Genomic DNA, 19,845 nt, shown 5'->3' on the forward strand with positions numbered 1-19,845 from the left:
GGCAGGTCTGGACCCACCGCTCCATGATGGCGTTCATGCGCGGGAGCCATATGCCGGTGCGCACGACTTGGATGCCTGCGCGGCACAGAGTTTCGTCGAAGGTGGCTGGGTATTTCGCGTCCCGGTAGGCATCGGCCTGGGAGCGCAAGAAGTGGGCCCAGGTAGTGGCGGTTCGGTCGGGCGCGGCGTCGATGCCCTCGGCTGTGAAGATCTCCCAGAGGGTGGAGGCGGTGATCTGGATGCCGAGGGTGGCGAGTTCGCCGTGCACTCGGCGGTAGCCCCAGGACGGGTTCTCCCGGACCAGGCGCAGGATCAGTACGCGGATTGAGCGGACTGTGGGCGGCCGGCCCGGCCGGCCCGGCCCCCCGGTCGGCGCGTGCGGGCGTGGCGCCGTTTGATCAGGTCGCGGTGCCGGCGCGGCACGGTGTCGGGCCGGACCAGTAGCCGTAGTCGGCGCAGAACCTGACGGGGGAGTGATGCCAGCAGAGCGGCAAGGAATGCCCGGTCTTCCGCAGTGAGCTTGATCCGGTCCGCCCCGAGTTGCCGTTCCAGGACGGTGAGGTGATGGCGCAGAGCGAGAACCTCCGCGTCCTTGTCGCGGTCGCTCATCGGTAGCGATCGCAGCGCAGCGCGGACGGTGGTCAAGCAGACAAGACGCTGCAGCACGAGTGCTCATCCTGCCGCACCACCGACCAGGCGCCTGGCCTGCATGGATGGCATTCTCGGCAGGCGCAAGGACGGGGCGCGCCCAAGAATTCGAACAGCTGTAGGCATCGTTGCGCGGGATGGCTACGACCACAGTCACCCGATCTCGCCGGCGGCGAAGAGGCTGGACATCAAGAACTCGGCCCCGAGCTTCACCGCGTACACATCGTCACCCAAGACCGGGTCCCGTCGCCGCCGCAGACTGATGTCCCCGCCGATGTCGGCCGCCAGTCGATCTCCTCGAAAAGCACGCTCATCCCTTTACCTTTCCGAGGAGTCTTCTAGCGGTCTCCGAGCAGCAGGACCGACACCGGCGCGGGGTCAGGCGTCGATGATGACCGGGATGATCAGGGGCTTACGGCGGTGTGTCCGGTACGCCCAGTTCGCCACGGCGCGGGCGATGAGCTGTTCGAGTTGGTGGGCGTCGCCGACCCCCTCCTCGGCCGCAGTGGCCAGGGTCTTCTCGATCACCGGGATGACGGACTCGAAGGTGGTGTCGTCGTGGACGAAGCCGCGGGCCAGGAAGTCGGGGGCCTCGGCCAGCGCGCCCGTGTCGGCATCGACGATGGCGACCACGGTGACGACGCCCTCCTCGGCCAGCGTGAGTCGGTCCTTGAGTGAGGCTTCGGTGGCGCCGCCGACGGTCATGCCGTCCACGTAGACGTTGCCCGCGGGGACCTTGCCGGTGATGGAGGCGCGGCCGTCGACGAGGTCGACGACGACGCCGTCCTCGGCGATGACCACCCGATCGGGGTCGACGCCGGTACGGATGGCCAGGTCGGCGTTGGCCTTCAGGTGCTTCCACTCGCCGTGTACGGGCATGACGTTGCGGGGCTTGACGATGTTGTAGCAGTAGACGAGCTCACCGGCGCTGGCATGTCCGGAGACGTGCACCTTGGCGTTGCCCTTGTGGACGACGTTCGCGCCCCACCGGGTCAGCCCGTTGATCACGCGGTAGATCGCGGTCTCGTTGCCGGGGATCAGCGAGCTGGCGAGCAGCACGGTGTCGCCTTTGCCGATCCGGATCATGTGGTCACGGTTGGCCATCCGCGACAGTGCGGCCATCGGTTCGCCCTGGGAGCCGGTGCACACCAGGGTGATCTTGTGGTCCGGCAGTTTCTCCAGTTCCTTCATGCTGACGACCAGGCCCGAGGGGACCTTCAGGTAACCCAGGTCACGGGCGATGCCCATGTTGCGGACCATGGAGCGGCCGACGAAGGCGACCTTGCGGCCGTGCTGGTGGGCGGCGTCCAGGACCTGCTGGATGCGGTGCACGTGGCTGGCGAAGCTGGAGACGATGACCCGGCGCGGGGCCGTACGCAGGACCTGCTCGATCGCGGGGTTGAGTTCGCGCTCGGAGGTGGTGAATCCGGGTACCTCTGCGTTGGTGGAGTCGGTGAGGAACAGGTCCACGCCCTCCTCGCCGAGGCGGGCGAAGGCGCGCAGGTCGGTGATGCGGTCGTCCAGCGGAAACTGGTCCATCTTGAAGTCACCGGTATGGAGCACCATTCCGGCACCCGTTCGGATGGCGACGGCGAGCCCGTCGGGGATGGAGTGGTTGACCGCGACGAATTCGCAGTCGAAGGGACCGAATCCGCGCCGGTCTCCCTCGCGCACACGGACGGTGCGCGGCCGGATGCCGTGCTCCTTGAGCTTGGCCTCGAGAAAGGCCAGCGTCAGCTTCGATCCGACGACGGGGATGTCGGACCGTTCACGCAGCAGATAGGGCACGCCGCCGATGTGGTCCTCGTGGCCGTGGGTGAGCACTACGGCCACGACATCGTCCAGCCGGTGCCGGATCGAGGTGAAGTCAGGCAGGATCACGTCGACGCCGGGCTGGTTCTCCTCGGGGAACAGCACTCCGCAGTCGACGATGAGCAGCTTGCCGGCGTGCTCGAAGACGGTCATGTTGCGGCCGATTTCGCCCAGGCCGCCCAGGGCGACGACGCGGAGCCCTCCTTCGGACAGCGGAGGGGCGGGCTTCAGTTCGGGGTGAGGATGGCTCATACCGCGACGTTACCGGAGGCTTGAAAGAGCTGAATCATGACCCAGGCGATCTCTCTGCTTCTCGGTGGTCGGGGGTTTCCTGTGCGGCTGACTGCGGGGCCTTGCTGGGTCGATACCGCGCAGTACAAGCTCACGCGGCAAGGGCGGCACCGCGCCGCCGGGGTCGTCGATCTATCGGTGTGTGAGACAGCGACCCACCACGATCACACGGTGCTCCACGTGGACAACGGCTTCGCGCGAACCGGGAGTGGGGTAGTTGACCACCTGCGGAGATGGTCCCGCTGGGCTCGATGGGTCCCAACCGGGCGGGCCGGCACCGCCACCGCGACCGAGGTCGGCATCCCGCGGCAGTGTGGGCACCGCGCATCGGCCGAACGCACCTGCGCACGCATCGTGATTGTGCCGAAGTACACCCCGGACGCGATGACGGGAACCACCGCCAATACCCGCTCGCTCACAGGATCAGCGGCTGAGCCGGATCGTGTGATCGTGGATGGCGCGCAGCTTCTCGCGCCGGCGGCGTCATCGCAGGAAGAACCGCCTGGTGAAAGCGGAATATCAGAACCGCGAAGTGGTCTGGCTCCGGCCCCGGGATATTTCCGGAACATCTCTGACCCCGCACCAAAAGAGTGCCGCGTCGTTTACCAGAACCCCCAGGCCAGGTCACGGCAGCGGGTTTTGCACTTCGTGGATATGGTCATGTGCAGTCTTGCACTCATCACTCCCCCTGGTGGTGCACGAGCATAAGCAATCGCATCAGGGAGAGGTGTGGACGGAAAGCCTCTTCATTGAGTGTCCGCACCGGTTCAATGCCCCGTTCGCAAACCGAAACGCTCGCGGTCCCCCCGCCCACTTTTCCACAATGCGGAAAAATGTTTCTGTATGTCGGTAGATTATGGCTCGGTGGCAGAACTGTCAACGCCGATTACGGAGCGTTGTGATCGTTCTCCTGGTGGGCGCCGGGTACATCGACAAGCTGTAGGGCCGCCGCTTTCACGCCAGCCTCGAATCGGCTCTCGGCGTCGAGCTTCTCCATGATCGACGTGGTCATGCGGCGCAGGGTGCGCGGCGAGATGCCGAGGGCCCGGGCGATCGAGTCGTCCTTGCTGCCGTTGGCGAGCAGCTTGATCACTGCCGTCTCGCGCTCGTCCAGTTCCACTTCGCCGGGGGTGTCCACGGCGCCCTTGGAGGCCGCCGTGGCGTCGGGCGGCACCGTGCCGTGCACCCAGCAGTGCTGGAAGGTGCCGCGCAGCAGCTGGCAGATGTCGGGGCCGCGGGCCTCCAGTGCGGTCATCTGTCCGTCACGGGGTGAAGCGGACATGTAGGCAAGGGCGTTGTCCACGAGGATCATCCGGAACGGCAGCACGGAGGCGAGTCGAACCTCGCAGCCGGCGTCCTTCAGGGCGGCCAGATGGGCGCGGCCGTGGGGCAGGCTCGCCATCGAGTTGAGGTGGATGGCCCGCATGGTGACGCCCCTGTGCAGAGCGGTCTGATTGCGTTCCATGCTCTCCTGGAGCATGCGCTGCGGCAGGGGCGAGCCCGGGTGCATGCTCAGGATCTCGTTCTGCGCCTTGATGGCCGCGCCGTGCAGCGCGGCGGCGATGCTGTCCTCGCCGATCAGCAGATTGAGCTGGGCGTCGCTCTCCGTCCTCGACTGCAGGGCGAGGAGATTGGAGCCCAGGATCGCCATGGTCTCCGACAGCTCTTCGTTGAGCGTGAGCCGCTCGCGTATCGCCTGCTGCTCGAGGGCGAGCAGCTGCGCCAGGGCCGTCTCCGGGTGGACGGCGACGAAGGTGTCGCCGGCGGCGGTGGGCCGGATGAGACCCAGCTCGAGCAGAAGCGCCTCGGCTGCTTCGAAGCTCTGGTCGCTCAGCTTGAGGCGGGTCCGGGCCGCCGAGGTGCTCCTCCCTGATTCGGCCAACATATGGCGGAAGAGTTTGTGAGCGTCGACTGCGTTTTCCTGGTGCATGGGCCCCTCGATATCGGGCGAGCTGGCGGGTTACCACAACTTTCAACGGTTTAAGTTTGAAACTGACTTGCCCCCCCAGCCGGGCCCTTCGGACCCGCTGCTGCACGTTAACTCATGACTTCCGCTTATGGACATGGCACTGAGTGGCCACGGTTCCCGCTGGACTCTTGCAGGTTGAATCAGAAAGGATCGTGATGTCGATGCCCGGTGGCAGCTGAAAGGCGGCCAAGGGTTTCCGCCCGGTGTTTGTGCGAACCATGGCCCGTTTATCGGGAAGAGCTCGCCCGGCGCACCGGATTCTTCCTCTCCTGGCGCAGCGATGGCGCTGCCCGGAGAGCTCCGGGGAATTTCGGGGGGCATGGCCCCGACCGGATCACGTCTTTTGCATTACAGGGGGGATGACTGCGCGATGGCATGGACCACGTTGCCGGAACGCGTCGGCACACAGGCCGAGCAGTGCCCGGACGCCCCGGCCCTGCTCTGGCACGGGCAGGAGATCGGCTACGCCGAGCTGAGTGGCCTGGCCGGCACGGCTCGCCGGGGCCTCGAAGCGCTGGGGCTACCGGGCGAGGGCCCGGTAGCCATGGTGGCCAAGAAATCTCCACAGGCCGTCGCGGTCCTGCTCGCCTGTCTTGCCCTGCGTCAGCCCGTGCTCATCCCTTCCGCCGAGCTGGGTAAGGAGACGCTGGGCGAACTTCTCGCCCGGGCCGGCGCTCAATGCCTGCCCAGTCCCTCGGAGTTGACGGACCAGGCGGCACACTCCGGCCTCGTGCTCGGCGAGCCGGCCGGCCCCGAGGGCTCCAGGTGTGCGGCCCTGCCCGAGGACACCACTTTCCTGCTGACCACCTCTGGCTCGACCGGACTGCCCAAGGCCGTGCCCGTGTCCGCCGCCGCCCTCGACCGCTTCACCGCCTGGGCCGGGCAGTGGTTCGGGATCGGACCGGGATCCACCGTGCTCAACTACGCCCCGCTCAACTTCGACCTGTGTCTCCTCGACATCTGGACGACCCTGGCGAGCGGCGGCTGCGCGGCCCTCGTGGACCAGGACCTGGCGGTCAACCCGGACCATCTGCTGCAGCAGTTCCAGGCCCGCCCGGTCCAGGTGGTGCAGGGCGTACCGATGCTCTTCCAGCTGCTCGGACAGGCCGAACGGCGCTCCCGCGGCGATGAGTTCGCGCAGGTCGAGCACGTCCTGCTGACCGGCGACGCAATCTCCGCGAAGGGGATCGGAGCCCTGCCGGGGCTCTTTCCGAAGGCCAGGCTGCACAACGTCTACGGCTGTACGGAGACCAACGACAGCTTCGTCCACGAGATCGACCCGGCCGTGGATCCGGGGCGCTACGGTTCGGTGCCGATCGGCCGCCCCGTCACCGGCGCCGACGCGCTCGTCCTCGATGAGGAGGGCGCCGTCCTCACCGGTGCGGGCCGGGGTGAACTCATGGTCCGTACGCCCTTCCAGAGCGCCGGATACCTCGACCCCACCCTGGACGACGGCGTGTTCGTCCCGCACCCCGGCGACGGCGCTGCCGAGCCGGGCGCGGCCGGGCGCTGGTACCGCACCGGTGACCTGGTCCGACGCCACCCGGACGGGACGCTGACGCTCGAGGGCCGGCGCGACTTCGTGGTCAAGGTCCGCGGAGTACGCATCAACACCGCCGAGGTGGAAGAGGCGCTGCGCCGGCATCCGGAGGTGGCGGACGCGGCGGTGCTCGCCCTCCCTGACGAGCGGGCGGGCAAACGGCTGCACGCGGTCGTGCAGCGCACCGAGCATTCTGCGCTCAACGGGCTTCAACTCCGCGAACACGCTGCCAAGTTGTTGGCCAGAGTCGCCATTCCCTCGAAGGTCGAACTGGTGGACACCGCGCTGCCCCGCACCCCCACCGGAAAGCTCGACCGCAAGGCCGTGCTGGGACAGCTGCCCGGGCAGAGCGCCTGACTCCCGTACGAACCCACCCCGCTGCGGCGCGCCGTCCGGCTGCCCTGCGGGCTCGCCCGGCTCGCCCGTGCGACCCGTCCGATTCCCGTTTCCCGTATGAACCCGTCACTGTTTCAGGAGGCCGACATGGCACGTATCGACGACATCAAGAAGTACCTGGTCGAGGAGTTCCTGCTCGACATCCCCGCCGACGAGCTGGCCGACGACTACGACCTGCTGGCCAACGGCGTGATCGACAGCCTCGGCCTGCTCACCCTGGTCAGCTGGCTCGAGGACCGCTACCGCCTTGACATCGACGCGATGGAGATCGCCCCGGACAACTTCCGTTCGGTCGGCGACATCGAGACGTTCGTGGCCTCGGGCGACGTGCCGGCCGGAGCCAAGTAGCCGTGACCGAGCTGCTCCACAGCCTCGTGGCCCGCACCCGGCCGGTGACCGTCCAGGAATGGGACGGCTTCTGGGACCGGCTGCGGCACAAGGAACCGCACCCCGGAGAGGCCCTCGCCACGGTCAGTGCGCTGTCCGCCCGGATGCCGCAGGCGCAGACCGCGGTGGCGCTCGTGGCCTCGCTGGACGCACGGCGCGAGCAGCCGGCGTCCTGGCCGGGCACGGTCAACGTGGTCGGCACCGGGGGTGGCCCTGCCACTTTCAACCTGACCACCGCTTCGGTCCTGGTCGCGGCCGCCACCGGCGTCAAGGTCGTGAAGACCGGGTCGCGCGGCTACACCAGCCGATTCGGCTCCCTCGACCTTCTCGAACGCCTCGGCATCCCCACCGCCTCCTCGTACGCCGAGTGCGAGGACATGCTCGACGCCCATGGCATCGCCTTCGCGGGCGGGTTCGTCTACCCGGCGGAGCTAGGCCGTCTGGCGCGGGCGATCCTCCCGTACGGCATGAAGCAGGTCGGCCGGATCTTCAACGTCCTCGGCCCCTTCCTGGCGGCCGTTCCGGTCGGCGCCCAGCTGACGGGAGTCTCCGACGCGGCGCTCGTGCCGGCCCTGGCGGAGGTGGCGGACTCGCTGTCGGGGCGCGAGGTCTGGCTGCTCCACAACAACCACGGGGTGGACGAGCTGATCGGGTTCGCGAGGAACACGATCCGTACCGGGGCAGGCAGCCCGGACCTGACGATCGAGCCCGGAACTCTGGAAGGGGTGTGCCTCCACCCGGGCACGCTCGCCGAACTGGGTCCGAGTTACGACGACGCAGGGTCACCGGTCCCGCAGCTGCTCGCGCTGCTCGGCGGGGACGGGCCCGACGCCGCCGTGCAGAGCATCTGCCTGAACGCGGCCGCGGCGGCGGTCGCTTCGGGCACCCGCACCGATTGGGCGGAAGCCTTCCGAGCCGCTCAGGACGCGGTGCACTCGGGCGCCGCGCTCGAGTTGGTCGAGCGGCTGCGCGCATTTCGCCGGGCGCAGTCGCACCCGGCGGGCAACCAGGGGAAGCCGGTGATGGCACGTGTCGGCTGAACCGACCCACGTAGCAGGCGCGTCGCAGCGGCGGTTCTTCGCGGGGCGCGGACCGTCGGACCCGGGGCTCGCGCTCTTCGTGAACGCCGGCGACCCGGGCCTGGACCGGCTGCGCGACCTCGTCCTGCTCCTGGACGAGGCGGGCGTGGACTGCCTGGAGCTCGCGGTGCCCTTCCCGGACTCGGTCACCGACGGCCCGGTCATCCGGCGCTCCGCCCGCCGGGCCCTGGACAGGGGGACGGACCTGGACGCCGTCCTGGGGTTCATCGCGGCGGTGCGGCCCCGGCTGCGGCGCACCAAGGTGGCGTTGCTCGCGGACTGGCGGCACTCCGTACGGCCCGTGGGGATCAAGGAGTTCGTGGCCAAGTCCCGTGACTGCGGCGCTGACGGCGTCCTGTTGCACGGACTGCCGCCACGGGCGGCCCCGGGCTATCTGGAGGCTGCCGAGCGGATCGGCCAGCCCGTCGTCACCAGCTGTTACGCCGGGTCGGAACCCGACGTACTGGCGCAGGCGGCCCGGCATGCCACCGCCTACCTCTATCTCGTCGCCCACTACGGGCGTTCCGGTACAGCCCCGCCGCCGCGGGCGGACGCGCTGAGGCCGGTCCTCGCCACCCTGCGGGGCAGCACGGCCGCGCCGATCGCCGTGGGCTTCGGGGTGCGGACCGGTGCGGACGTCCGGACGATGGGCGCACTCGGTGCCGACGCGGCGATTGTCGGCACAGCCCTGGTGGACCGCGTCGAGCAGGCGCAGAACGCCGGCGGCGACCTGCTCGCCGAGGTCGGCCGGTTCGTCGAAGGGCTGCGCCCGGAACCGGTGCTCTGACAGTCAACTACGTATTCGCAGCAGAGTCGTTGGGGGGAATCCGTGATCATACGCAAGCTGGAGGACGTGAAGACCGTGGACTGGGGGAACGGCGTCAGCCGCAGATTCCTCCTCGAGGCCGACAACATGGGGTACACGGTCACCGACACCGTCGTGGCCGCCGGGTCCAAGTCCCTGCTCGAGTACCGCCGCCATCTCGAAGCCTGCTACTGCATCTCGGGCCGTGGCGAGGTCGTCGACATGGCGGGGGAGAGCCACCTCATCGAGCCGGGCACGCTCTACGCCCTCGACGAGCACGACGCGCACTGGCTGATCGCCTGGCCGGAGGAGGACCTGCGCCTCGTCTGTGTCTTCACCCCGGCCCTCAACGGTGACGAGGTCCATTCGCTGGACGGCGCGGCCTCGTCCCACTACTGACGCACCCCACCACCGTGCCGCGCACCGCCACCACCTTCCAGGAGTTCCACCGTGATCGAATGGTCAAGCCACCAGCGTGACCTGCGCGACGGCCTCACCCCGTGGTTCGAGAAGTTCGGCGACGACCACTTCCGTTACGACAAGCAGGCCGAGTTCCCCCGCGTGCCGTGGGACGCCGTGGCCCGGTCCGGGCTGCTCCGGCTGCCGTTCGGCGAGGAGTGGGGCGGGCTCGGACAGTCGCTGCTCACCACCATGTACGTCCTCGAAGGACTCGGCCACGGCTGTCGCAATGGCGGACTCAACTTCTCCGTCACCACCCACATGGTCAGCACCGGCGTGTCGCTGCAGCGGTTCGGCTCGGCCGAGCTAAAGCGGCGTCATCTGCCGGGCGTCTGCGAAGGAACGACCATCGGCGCGCATGCGATCAGCGAACCGGGCAGCGGCTCGGACGCGATGAACATGCGCACCACCGCCGTCGCCGACGGCGATCACTTCGTGCTCAACGGCAGCAAGACCTTCGTCAGCAACGGCCCGGTGGCCGACCTGATCGTCGTCTACGCCAAGACGGACCCGACGGCGGGCCCGCTCGGGGTGACCGCGTTCCTGGTGGAGCGGGACACCCCTGGGCTCACCGTCGGCAATCCCATCGAGAAGATGGGCCTGAAGGCCTCGCCGCTGTGCGAGCTGTACTTCGACGACTGTCGGGTGCCCAAGGCGAATGTGATCGGCCGGGTCGGCACCGGCTTCCTGGTGCTCGATCACGTGATGAAGTGGGAGATCCTCTGCTCCTTCATCGTCGGCACGGGCGAGATGCAGCGCCGCCTGGAGAGCTGTATCGCGTACGCCGGTGAGCGCACGGCGTTCGGGCAGCCGATCGGTGGCTTCCAGTCGGTGGCCAACCGGATCGTCGACATGAAGATAGGTCTCGAGACCTCCCGCAAGTGGCTGTACGACACCGCACAGAAGGTCACCACCGGGCAGAAGGTCACGGTCGATCTGGCCACGGCGAAGCTGATCGCCAGCCGGGCCGCGCTCGAATCAGCGCTGAGCGCCGTCCAGATCTTCGGCGGCAACGGCTACATGGCCGAGTACGGCCTGGAGCAGGAGCTGCGCGGAGCCGTCGCCGGAACCATCTACTCCGGTACCACCGAAGTCCAGTACAGCCGCATCGCCTCGATGCTCGGCCTGTGAGCCGGAGGAGCGGGAGAAGCGGAGAAGCGGGAGAACAGCTGTGACAGGGAGAACGACCATGCAACCCACACTCGCCGTCACTGACTTCCTCGACCACGGCTCCGCCGAGGTGACCGGGTTCGTCGACGAGGTGCTGCCCGATGGCGGGGCCGACGACCGGGACCGGGCGGTGCGCCTGTACTACGCGGTCCGCGACAAAATCGGCTACGAGATCTACGGCGCCGACTTCTCCCGCGAGGGGCTGACCGCGTCGCAGGTCGTCAAGGCAGGCAAGGGACTGTGCATCCACAAGTCCGTCCTGTACGCCTCCGCGCTGCGCTCGGTCGGCATTCCGGCCCGGCTCGTGCTCACCGACGTACGCAACCATCTGTCGTCGCCGAAGATCCGGGAGTTCATCGGCGGTGACGTCTTCCACTACCACGCGCTCACCTCCGTACGGCTCGACGGCCGTTGGATGCGGGCCACCCCGGTGTTCAACCGGCTGCTCTGCCGCCTCTACGGCATGCGGCCGCTCGACTTCGACGGCACCGCCGACAGCGTCTACCACCCCTATGACGGCCAGGGGAAGGTGCACATGGAGTTTCTCAGAGAGCACGGCGAGTTCGACGATCTGCCCTACCAGCAGATCCTCGACGGCATGCGCAGCGCGCACCCGAAGATCTTCGCCGGCCCCGACCGGACCCGGTTCGCCGACGGGTCCCTGGTGGCCGATGCCGCCGCCGAGCTCATCTGACAATTCATCAATTCGCTTTTCACATAACCTATTTCACAGCTATCACGAGGACTGCCGACGTGGACACCATCAAGTACCAGCTCCGTGACGACCAGATACCCACCAGCTGGTACAACATCGCCGCCGATCTCCCGCGGGTCGACCCGCCGCTGCACCCGGGCACCGGGCAGCCCGCCACCGTCGACGACCTGACCGGCATCATGCCCAAGGAGCTCGCCGAGCAGGAGCTGACCCTGGAGCGGGACATCGAGATCCCCGCCACCGTGCGGCAGATCTATGCGCAGTGGCGTCCCTCGCCGCTGTTCCGTGCCCGCCGCCTCGAGCAGGCGCTCGGCACCCCGGCGCGCATCTACTACAAGTACGAGGGCGGCAGCCCGGCCGGCAGCCACAAGCCGAACACGGGTATCGCGCAGGGCTTCTACAACAAGGAAGCGGGCATCCGCCGTCTGGCCACCGAGACCGGCGCCGGCCAGTGGGGCTCGTCCCTCGCCCTGGCCGGCGCGTTCTTCGGCCTCGAGGTCAAGGTCTTCATGGTGAAGGTGAGTTATCACCAGAAGCCGTACCGCAGGGCCCTGATGCACACCTACGGCGCCACCTGTGTGCCCAGCCCCTCCACCGAGACCGCGGCGGGCCGCGCCATCCTCGCCGAGGACCCGGACTGCCCCGGCGCGCTCGGCATCGCGACCTCGGAGGCGATCGAGGTCGCCATGAACGACCCGTTCACCAACTACGCCGGTGGCAGCGTGCTCAACCACGTCGCGCTGCACCAGACGGTCATCGGGCAGGAAGCTCTGCTGCAGATGGACATGGCCGACGACTACCCGGACATCGTGATCGGCTGCGCCGGCGGCGGCAGCAACCTGGCCGGTCTCACCTTCCCGTTCCTCGGCGAGCAGCTGCGCGGCGGCAAGCAGGTACGGGTGATCGCCTCCGAGCCCGAAGCCTGCCCGACCCTGACCAAGGGGCAGGTCGCCTACGACTTCGGTGACACCGCACAGCTCACCCCGCTGCTCAAGATGCACACCCTCGGCCACTCCTTCGTCCCGCCGTCCATCCACGCCGGTGGCCTGCGGTACCACGGCATCGCCCCGCTGGTCAGCCAGGCGCTGCAGGACGGTCTGATGGAGGCGCGGGCGGTCCCGCAGACCGCCTGCTTCGAGGCCGGCCTCACCTTCGCCCGCAGCGAGGGCATCGTGCCCGCCCCCGAGTCGACGCACGCCATCCGCGCCGCCATCGACGAGGCCCTGCGCTGCCGCGAGGAGGGCAGGTCCGAGGCGATCCTGTTCGGCCTGTCCGGCCACGGCCACTTCGACCTGGGCTCGTACGAGAAGTACATGGCCGATGAGCTGGCGGACGAGGGCTACGACGAGGAGCTGGTGGCCCGCTCGTTGGCCCGCATCCCCGCTCCCTTCGGCCAGGTCTGATCCCGTGTGGCTGAAGGTGTGCGGACTCACCCGCACCAGCGAGATCAGACTGCTGAGCAGCTCCCCGGTGACCACGGTCGGCCTCTGGTACGGAGTGCCGGACGGCAAGGCCGACCTGACGCGGGACGAGCTGACGACGCTGGCGGGGCTCGCCCTGGAGCGCGGTCTTGAGCCCGTCCTGGTCACGCTCCTCGACGACCCGGAGCAACTGCGCGATGCCGTACGGGCTTCGGGGGTGCGCCGCGTCCAGCTGCACGGCTACACCACGCCGCAGCAGGTGGCCGCGGTCCGGGCGGCCCTGCCGGACGCCGTGCTGCTCAAGGTGGTGCATGTGCGCCGCGGCAAAGTGCTTGAAAAGCCCTTCGTCACGGCCTTCGAGCGTGCGGGCACCGACCTGTTCCTGTTCGACTCGGTGGGCGACGACGGGCGGATCGGCAGCACCGGCAAGCCACTTGACCCCGCGGCCCTGGCGCCTGTGCTCGACACGGTACGGATCCCGTTCCTGCTCGCCGGCGGGCTGACCGCCGACGCGGCCAAGGAGCACGGCGCGGCCCTGCGGCACGACGGGTTCCTCGGCATCGATGTGGACAGCGGGGCGCGCAGGCCCGACGGCACGCTCGCCCCGCTGATCATCGATGGGATCCGGCACGCCTGGAGCGAGGAACTGCGCCGCCGCACAGAGGAGCCGCGCCATGCCGTCGCCGTCAGCTGACTCCGCACCCGCCGAGCTCACCGGCGGCGGACGCTTCGGTGCCGCGCTGCGCACCGCCGACACCCCCGTGATCATGGAGCTCAAGCGCAACAGCGCGCACGGCGCCGACCTGTTCGCAGGCCGTCCGGTCGGCGAACTGGTGGCGCGGTACACGGAGCTCGGCGCGCCCGCGCTCTCCGTGGTCACCGGATCCTGGTTCGGCGGCACACCCGAGCTGCTCGAAGAGGTGGCCGCGGCCACCGCACTGCCCCTGCTGGTAAAGGACTTCTTCACCAAGGAGAAGCAGATCGCGGCCGCGTCCGCGGCCGGGGCGTCCGCGGTCCTGCTCACCGCGACCGTGCTGCCGCGCACGGTGCTGCGCCGGCTGATCGGGATCTGTCTGGAGCACGACGTGACCCCGTTCGTCGAGATCGCCTCCGAGGCCGAACTGGCCACGGTGGAACAGGGGCAGGACTGTGTCATCGCCGTCAACAACAAGGACATCCGGCAGCGCGAACGCGACACCGGAGACCTGGGGCGCAGCCATCGGTTGATCGACCGGGTCCGCGCCACGGGCACCGCCGTACCGGTCAGCGCCAGCGCCATCGAGACCCCGGGCGACGCGGCCGGACTGCTGTCCGCGGGCTATCGAGGGCTGCTGATCGGTACGGGTCTGCTGCGGGCCGCCGACCTCGACGCCTGGTTCGGCGAGCTCAGGGCCCTGCGGACCCCGGGCGCGCACGACACCACCGGGGCCGACTCCCGTAAGGAGCGCACTCCATGACCGGCAACCCCGGCCTTTCGGTGCGCGCCGCACTGGCCCAGCTGCGAACCCAGGAGCCCGAGGCACTGCACGAGTACACCGAGCCGATGCCCGTGGCGGAGGTGGCGGCCCACTTCGCCGCCGCCCACGCCGGCGTACCGGCCGTCGGGGCCTCCCGCAGCGAGCCCGCGGTGCTCTACCGCGGCGTCAAGGGATTCCAACTCCCGGTCCTGCTCGGTCTGTACGGTGACGCGGCCCGGCTGCGGCGCTGGCTGCCGGGTCTGCCGGACCGGGCCGCCCCGGACACGGTGGTCCCGCTGCTCGCGGCGGCGGCCCGGACGGCGCCGCGCGAGGTGGCCGACGCGCCCTGCCGTGCGGTGGCCGCCGTCGGCGACGAGGTCGATCTGCTCCGGCTTCCCGTACTGACCAGCACGCCTCGGGACGCGGGCCCGTATCTGACCACCGCACTGATCCGGGCCGAGGACCCGGTCACCGGGGAGACCGCGCTCTCCTGCCACCGCATGCTGGTGCTCGACCGGTCCCGGCTCACCGTGTGGATGGTGCCGGGCCGCAAGCTCGGCGAGCTGCACCGGCGGGCCCTGGAGCGGGGCGATCGCCTCCCGGTCAGCGTCAGCATCGGGGTGCCGCCCGCCGTCATGGTGGCCTCCGCGGTCAACACGGCCTTCCTGGGGCCGGGTGACGCTCCGTCGGCGGACGAGCCCCCGATCGACAAGCTGGCCCTCGCCGGGGCGCTGGCCGGCGAGGCGATCGAGCTCTCGCCGGGCCTGACCCAGCCCGTGCCCGCGCTCGCCCAGGCCGAGATCGTCATCGAGGGACACCTCGACGACCAGGTGGCGGACGAGGCTCTCGACGGCGCCGAACCGGGGCTTTCGCTGCCGGAGTTCCTCGGCTACGACGGCCGGGCCCGGTCCGGCCTGCCGGTGCTCACCGTGACCGCGGTCACCACCCGCCACGACCCCCTCTACCAGGCGGTCGTCGGCCCCGGCCGGGAGCAGTCGTATCTCCTCGGCACCGCCGGGGCGCTGTCCGTCGCACTCTCCCTGCCGCACCACCCCGGCCTGGCCGTCCACGACCTGCACTTCGCCGCGGCCGGCGGCGGCATGCTGCTGCTCACCGTCGCGGTGCGCAAGGCATCCGCCGCGGGGGACACCGCCCTGCCCGGCCTCGCCCGCGAGATTCTGCGCCAACACCCCTTCGTCAAGACGGTCGTCCTCACCGACGAGGACATCGCCGTCTCCTGTACGGAGGACGTGCTGTGGGCGATGACCACCCGCTCGAATCTGGCGGCCGACTGTACGGAGTGGACGGATCTGGGGCCCGTACCGATGGACCCCTCCCAGACCGAGGCCTGGGCCGAGCACCGGGCGGCGGGCCGGATCCCCGGCCGGGTGGCCCTCGACGCGACCACCCCCTTCGCCCTGCGCGCGACGACCAGACGCAGCTTCGCCGTGCCCGCGCCCCGGCCCGACCGAGTGCCGGGCGGACCGGCCCCTGGCCTGTAGCGGCCATGGCCGCTTTGTGGCACCCCGGCATCACCCCGACCATGCCCGTGCATGGCTAGGGTCGACTGTCCGGTGCCCTGAACAGCACGCCGTCGTGCCGAGTCGCCCGCGTCAGGACGTGGCGCCCTGTGCCGCCGCGTCCTACGAACCCCGCGGCAGCCGCTGACGCCGGCGGATCCGCAGGCGGCCCCCCGCTCGTGCCGCAGCGCCGCGGCCCGGCAGCAGACGAATCAACAGACGACAACGAGACGTTGCGCGGGCGTCGTCCGCGAAGGAGCACCGGGACATGTCGAAGAGCCTCAACGAGGACGAGTACCGCGCCATCGTCGAGTGGAACGGCGGAGCGGCCGGCGCCGCCCGCACGGAGCCGGCCGCCGCCACGCTGCCCGCGCTCTTCGCGGAGACCGTCCGCGCCCACCCGGACCGCACCGCCGTCAGCTGCGGCACCGACGCGCTGACCTACGCCGAAGTGGCCGCCCGGGCGAACCGCCTGGCCCGCCTCCTTGCCGAGCGAGGCATCGGGCCCGGCCGGCTGGTGGCCCTGGCCCTGCCCCGCTCCCTCGACCTGGTCGTCGGCCTGCTCGCGGTCGCCGCCTCGGGCGCCGCGTATCTGCCCATGGACCCGGACTACCCTGCCGACCGCGTCGCCCACATGCTGCAGGACGCGGCCCCCGCCGCGCTGCTCACCGACACGGCGACGGCTCCCGGACTGCCCGCCAACACACTGCCCGCGATCCTGGTGGACGGCTCGGACCACGCCGCGTACAGCCCGGAAGAACTCACCGACGCGGACCGCGCCCGGCCGCTGCACGCCGAGGACATGGCGTACGTCATCTACACCTCGGGCTCCACCGGCCGCCCCAAGGGCGTCCCCGTCACCCACCACAACGCGACCCGGCTGTTCTCGGCGACCGAGCACTGGTTCGGCTTCGACGAGCAGGATGTGTGGACCCTCTTCCACTCCTACGCCTTCGACTTCTCGGTGTGGGAGTTCTGGGGCGCCCTGCTGCACGGCGGGCGGCTCGTGGTGGTGCCGTATCTGACCGGCCGCGACCCCGCGGACTTCCGCGCCCTGCTGGCCCGCGAGCAGGTCACGGTCCTCAACCAGACACCGTCCGCGTTCTACCAGCTGGCAGCCGCCGACCGCGAGCATCCGGCCAGTGAACTGGCCCTGCGCTACGTCGTGTTCGGCGGTGAGGCCCTCGAACCCGCCCGACTCGCCGACTGGTACGAGCGGCACGCGGACGACACGCCCACCCTGGTCAACATGTACGGCATCACCGAGACCACGGTGCATGTCTCGTACGTCGCCCTCGACCGTGCGGCGGCCGCCGCGAGCACCTCGAGCGGCATCGGCGTCAACATCCCCGACCTGCGCGTCTACGTTCTCGACGAGGAGTTGCGGCCGGTACCGCCGGGTGTCACGGGTGAGATGTACGTCGCCGGGGCAGGTGTCGCCCGCGGCTATCTGGGCCGGCCCGCGCTGACCGCCGAACGGTTCGTCGCTGACCCGTTCGCCGCGTACTTCGGTGAGAGCGGCAGCCGGATGTACCGGTCGGGCGACCTGGCCCGGCGCACCGCCGACGGGCAATTGGAGTACTTCGGGCGCGCCGACCAGCAGGTCAAGATCCGCGGCTTCCGTATCGAGCCGGGCGAGATCGAAGCGGTGCTCGCCGGGCACCCGGACGTGGCCGATGCCGCCGTCGTCGTACGCGAGGACATCCCGGGCAGCAAGCGCCTCGTCGGCTATGCGGTACCGGCCCGCGAGGGCGTGACCGGCGCCGCGCTGCGCGAACACGCCGCGGCAGGGCTGCCCGCCTACATGGTGCCGTCCGCCGTGGTCCTGCTCGACCGGCTGCCGCTCACCGCCAACGGCAAGCTCGACCGCGGGGCCCTGCCGGAGCCGGGTGCGAGCAGCCCGGCCGGCTCCGGGCCCGCGCCGAGTACGCCGCGTACGCCGCTGGAAGAGCTGCTCTGCGGGCTGTTCGCCGAGACGCTGCGACTGCCCCAAGTCGGCGTCGACGACGACTTCTTCGCGCTGGGCGGCGACTCCCTGCTGGCCGTCCGGCTGCTGCGTGCCGTGCGCAAGGAGCACGGCAGCGCGCCCACGGTGGCCGCTCTGTTCGGCGCACCGACGGTGCGCGGTCTTGCTCCGCTCATCGGTGGCACCGGTGGCGGCGCCGGTGATGTCGATGGTGCCGGGCAGGAGATGCCGCCGCTGGTCCGGGCCACCGGGCACGAAGGGCCGCTGCCGCTCTCGGCTCAGCAGCGCGGTCAGTGGTTCCTCAATCGCTTCGACGGCCCCGCTGCCGAGCGGGACGGCGCGCTCTACAGCGTTCCGCTCGCCCTCCATCTCGACGGCACGCTCGACATGGCGGCACTGCGGGCCGCGCTGGGCGATGTGGTGGAGCGGCACGAGGTGCTGCGCACGGTCTTCCGCGAGGGGGCCGACGCGCCGCACCAGGTGGTGCTTCCGTTCGGCGAGGCTGCCCCCGCCCTGCTCGACGGTGGCCGTATCGGCAGAACCGCCTTGCCCGCGGCCCTGCGGGCCGCCGCCACCCGGGGCTTCGACCTGGGCGCTGAGATCCCGCTCCGCGCCCAGCTGTTCCACGTCGGTCCGCAGGCGCATGTGCTGCTGCTCGTGGTGCATCACGTCGCGTGTGACGGCCGGTCCCTCGAGCCGCTCGGCCGGGACCTCTCGCAGGCGTATGCGGCGCGGTGCGCGGGCGTGGCGCCCACGTGGGTGCCGTTGCCGGTGCAGTACGCGGACTTCGCGCTGTGGCAGCGTGCGGTGCTCGGCGATGAAGGCGATGGAAGCAGCCTGGGCGCCCGTCAGCTGGTGTTCTGGCGGGAGGCTCTGGCCGGCCTGCCGGAGCAGCTGGACCTGCCGGTGGACCGGGCCCGCCCGGCCCGACCCACGTTCCGCAGTGGCTCGGTCCCGCTGAACCTGCCGGCCGCCTTGCATGAGCAGATCCGGGGGGTGGCCCGGGAGCACGGGGTCACCTCATTCATGGTGTTGCAGTCGGCGCTGGCCGTGGCGCTGACCCGGTTCGGCGCGGGCACCGACGTCCCGATCGGCACCCCGGTCGCGGGCCGCGCCGACGAAGCCCTCGACGACCTCGTCGGACTCTTCGTGAACACCCTTGTGCTGCGGACGGATACGTCGGGGGATCCGACGTTCGTGGAGTTGCTGGGTCGGGTGCGGGAGACGGATCTGGCGGCGTTCGCGCATCAGGATGTGCCGTTCGAGCGTCTGGTGGAGGAACTGAACCCGTCGCGGTCGCTGGCCCGGCACCCCCTCTTCCAGATCCTCCTCTCCTTCCAGGAAAGCCCCCTTGCCGAGCTCCACATGCCGGGTCTGACCGCCCGCATGGAAGAGATCGACTCCGGTTCCGCCACCTTCGACCTGGTCGTCGACGTGGTCGAGCGCTTCGGTGCCGAGGGAGCCGCGGCCGGGCTCGAAGGCAGCGTGCAGTTCTCGCTGGACCTGTTCGACCGGGTGACGGTGGAGCGGTTGGTGGGGGTGTTGGTGCGGGTGGTGGAGGCGTTGGTCTCTGATCCGGGTGTGCGGGTGGGTGCGGTGGAGGTGTTGTCGCGGGTTGAGCGTGGGCTGGTGCTGGGGGAGTGGGTCGATACGTCGCGTGAGGTGGCGGGGTTGGCTTTGCCGGGGCTGGTTGAGGCTCAGGTGGTTCGGACGCCGGGTGCGGAGGCGGTCGTTTTCGGTGAGGTCTCGCTGTCGTATGGGGAGTTGAATCGGCGGGCGAATCGGCTGGCGCGGTATCTGATCGGCCGGGGTGTGGGGCCGGAGGGGTTTGTGGCTCTGGCGTTGCCGCGGTCGGTGGAGATGGTGGTGGCGTGGCTGGCGGTGTTGAAGACGGGTGCGGCGTATCTGCCGGTGGACCCGGGGTATCCGGCTGACCGGATCGCCTACATGCTCGAAGATGGACAGCCGATGGTGGTGCTGACCACGGCCGCGGTTGCCGGGCAGGTCGCCGACACCGGTACCGAGGTACCGCTTGTGGTTCTCGACGACCCTGAGACCTCGGCCTTGCTGAGTAGCCACGCTGACCACGACGTTCTCGATGAGGAGCGGGCTCAGCCGCTGTTGTTGTCGCATCCGGCGTATGTGATTTATACGTCGGGGTCGACGGGTCGGCCCAAGGGTGTGGTGGTTTCGCATCGGGGTGTGGCGAG

At 69.9% G+C, this 19,845-nt stretch carries 15 protein-coding genes and 2 pseudogenes; 13 read left to right on the top strand and 4 right to left on the bottom strand.

Annotated elements, in window-relative coordinates:
* Positions 1–312: 312 nt before the first annotated feature.
* The 3 genes and pseudogenes from AB0I94_RS37385 to AB0I94_RS37395 all read right to left on the bottom strand — a co-directional run bounded on the left by AB0I94_RS37385 (position 313) and on the right by AB0I94_RS37395 (position 2,712).
* Positions 313–609, bottom strand: a complete 297-nt coding sequence (locus AB0I94_RS37385; protein WP_363314253.1) for a hypothetical protein — start codon at positions 607–609, stop codon at positions 313–315.
* A gap of 198 nt (positions 610–807) precedes the next feature.
* Positions 808–962: pseudogene (locus AB0I94_RS37390) on the bottom strand (spermidine synthase); the annotation flags it as partial.
* Between the two features lie 64 nt (positions 963–1,026).
* Complete coding sequence (locus AB0I94_RS37395; protein ID WP_363314254.1) at positions 1,027–2,712, bottom strand: ribonuclease J; 1,686 nt, start codon at positions 2,710–2,712, stop codon at positions 1,027–1,029.
* Positions 2,713–2,817: 105 nt separating this feature from the next.
* Between AB0I94_RS37395 and AB0I94_RS37400 the strand changes: the two are divergent.
* Positions 2,818–2,985, top strand: a pseudogene (locus AB0I94_RS37400) (VapC toxin family PIN domain ribonuclease); the annotation flags it as partial.
* 652 nt (positions 2,986–3,637) lie between these two features.
* Here AB0I94_RS37400 and AB0I94_RS37405 read toward each other — a convergent pair.
* A complete protein-coding gene (locus tag AB0I94_RS37405; protein WP_363314255.1) occupies positions 3,638–4,636 on the bottom strand; it encodes a helix-turn-helix transcriptional regulator in 999 nt (332 codons plus the stop codon).
* Positions 4,637–5,090: 454 nt separating this feature from the next.
* On the opposite strand from AB0I94_RS37405, the gene AB0I94_RS37410 reads away from it, so the two are divergent.
* From AB0I94_RS37410 to AB0I94_RS37465, 12 genes are all read left to right on the top strand, one after another.
* Entirely contained in the window at positions 5,091–6,617 is a 1,527-nt protein-coding gene (locus AB0I94_RS37410) for an AMP-binding protein (RefSeq protein ID WP_363314256.1), read from the top strand.
* Positions 6,618–6,743: 126 nt separating this feature from the next.
* Entirely contained in the window at positions 6,744–7,004 is a 261-nt protein-coding gene (locus AB0I94_RS37415) for an acyl carrier protein (RefSeq protein ID WP_160508957.1), read from the top strand.
* 2 nt (positions 7,005–7,006) lie between these two features.
* Positions 7,007–8,083, top strand: a complete 1,077-nt coding sequence (locus AB0I94_RS37420) for a hypothetical protein (protein ID WP_363314257.1) — start codon at positions 7,007–7,009, stop codon at positions 8,081–8,083.
* Positions 8,073–8,909, top strand: coding sequence for a tryptophan synthase subunit alpha (gene trpA, locus AB0I94_RS37425; protein ID WP_363314258.1), 837 nt, complete (start codon positions 8,073–8,075; stop codon positions 8,907–8,909). The genes AB0I94_RS37420 and trpA overlap by 11 nt, the downstream gene beginning before the upstream one ends.
* A gap of 42 nt (positions 8,910–8,951) precedes the next feature.
* The gene (locus AB0I94_RS37430) at positions 8,952–9,326 is read left to right on the top strand and encodes an ectoine synthase (protein ID WP_160508959.1); all 375 of its coding nucleotides are present in this window, start codon (positions 8,952–8,954) and stop codon (positions 9,324–9,326) included.
* Positions 9,327–9,377: 51 nt separating this feature from the next.
* Entirely contained in the window at positions 9,378–10,517 is a 1,140-nt protein-coding gene (locus AB0I94_RS37435) for an acyl-CoA dehydrogenase family protein (protein ID WP_363314259.1), read from the top strand.
* Between the two features lie 58 nt (positions 10,518–10,575).
* Complete coding sequence (locus tag AB0I94_RS37440) at positions 10,576–11,250, top strand: transglutaminase-like domain-containing protein (RefSeq protein WP_363314260.1); 675 nt, start codon at positions 10,576–10,578, stop codon at positions 11,248–11,250.
* Positions 11,251–11,309: 59 nt separating this feature from the next.
* Positions 11,310–12,674 carry a TrpB-like pyridoxal phosphate-dependent enzyme gene (locus tag AB0I94_RS37445; RefSeq protein ID WP_363314261.1) on the top strand — a complete coding sequence of 455 codons (1,365 nt, stop codon included), beginning with the start codon at positions 11,310–11,312 and terminating at the stop codon, positions 12,672–12,674.
* Positions 12,675–12,678: 4 nt separating this feature from the next.
* Positions 12,679–13,386 carry an N-(5'-phosphoribosyl)anthranilate isomerase gene (locus tag AB0I94_RS37450; RefSeq protein ID WP_363314262.1) on the top strand — a complete coding sequence of 236 codons (708 nt, stop codon included), beginning with the start codon at positions 12,679–12,681 and terminating at the stop codon, positions 13,384–13,386.
* The gene (locus tag AB0I94_RS37455; protein WP_363314263.1) at positions 13,367–14,149 is read left to right on the top strand and encodes an indole-3-glycerol-phosphate synthase; all 783 of its coding nucleotides are present in this window, start codon (positions 13,367–13,369) and stop codon (positions 14,147–14,149) included. The genes AB0I94_RS37450 and AB0I94_RS37455 overlap by 20 nt, the downstream gene beginning before the upstream one ends.
* On the top strand, positions 14,146–15,651 hold the full coding sequence (locus tag AB0I94_RS37460) for a UbiD family decarboxylase (RefSeq protein WP_363314264.1): 1,506 nt from the start codon (positions 14,146–14,148) through the stop codon (positions 15,649–15,651). The genes AB0I94_RS37455 and AB0I94_RS37460 overlap by 4 nt, the downstream gene beginning before the upstream one ends.
* 286 nt (positions 15,652–15,937) lie before the next feature.
* On the top strand, positions 15,938–19,845 hold a 3,908-nt coding region (locus AB0I94_RS37465), incomplete at its 3' end, for an amino acid adenylation domain-containing protein (protein WP_363314265.1).

Source organism: Streptomyces sp. NPDC050147, assembly GCF_040660195.1.
In the GTDB taxonomy this organism is placed as follows: domain Bacteria; phylum Actinomycetota; class Actinomycetes; order Streptomycetales; family Streptomycetaceae; genus Streptomyces.

Coding starts and splice junctions, on each gene's coding strand:
- AB0I94_RS37385 (WP_363314253.1), bottom strand. CDS start 609: ATGAGCGACCGCGACAAGGACGCGGAGGTTCTCGCTCTGCGCCATCAC.
- AB0I94_RS37395 (WP_363314254.1), bottom strand. CDS start 2,712: ATGAGCCATCCTCACCCCGAACTGAAGCCCGCCCCTCCGCTGTCCGAA.
- AB0I94_RS37405 (WP_363314255.1), bottom strand. CDS start 4,636: ATGTTGGCCGAATCAGGGAGGAGCACCTCGGCGGCCCGGACCCGCCTC.
- AB0I94_RS37410 (WP_363314256.1), top strand. CDS start 5,091: ATGGCATGGACCACGTTGCCGGAACGCGTCGGCACACAGGCCGAGCAG.
- AB0I94_RS37415 (WP_160508957.1), top strand. CDS start 6,744: ATGGCACGTATCGACGACATCAAGAAGTACCTGGTCGAGGAGTTCCTG.
- AB0I94_RS37440 (WP_363314260.1), top strand. CDS start 10,576: ATGCAACCCACACTCGCCGTCACTGACTTCCTCGACCACGGCTCCGCC.
- AB0I94_RS37455 (WP_363314263.1), top strand. CDS start 13,367: ATGCCGTCGCCGTCAGCTGACTCCGCACCCGCCGAGCTCACCGGCGGC.
- AB0I94_RS37460 (WP_363314264.1), top strand. CDS start 14,146: ATGACCGGCAACCCCGGCCTTTCGGTGCGCGCCGCACTGGCCCAGCTG.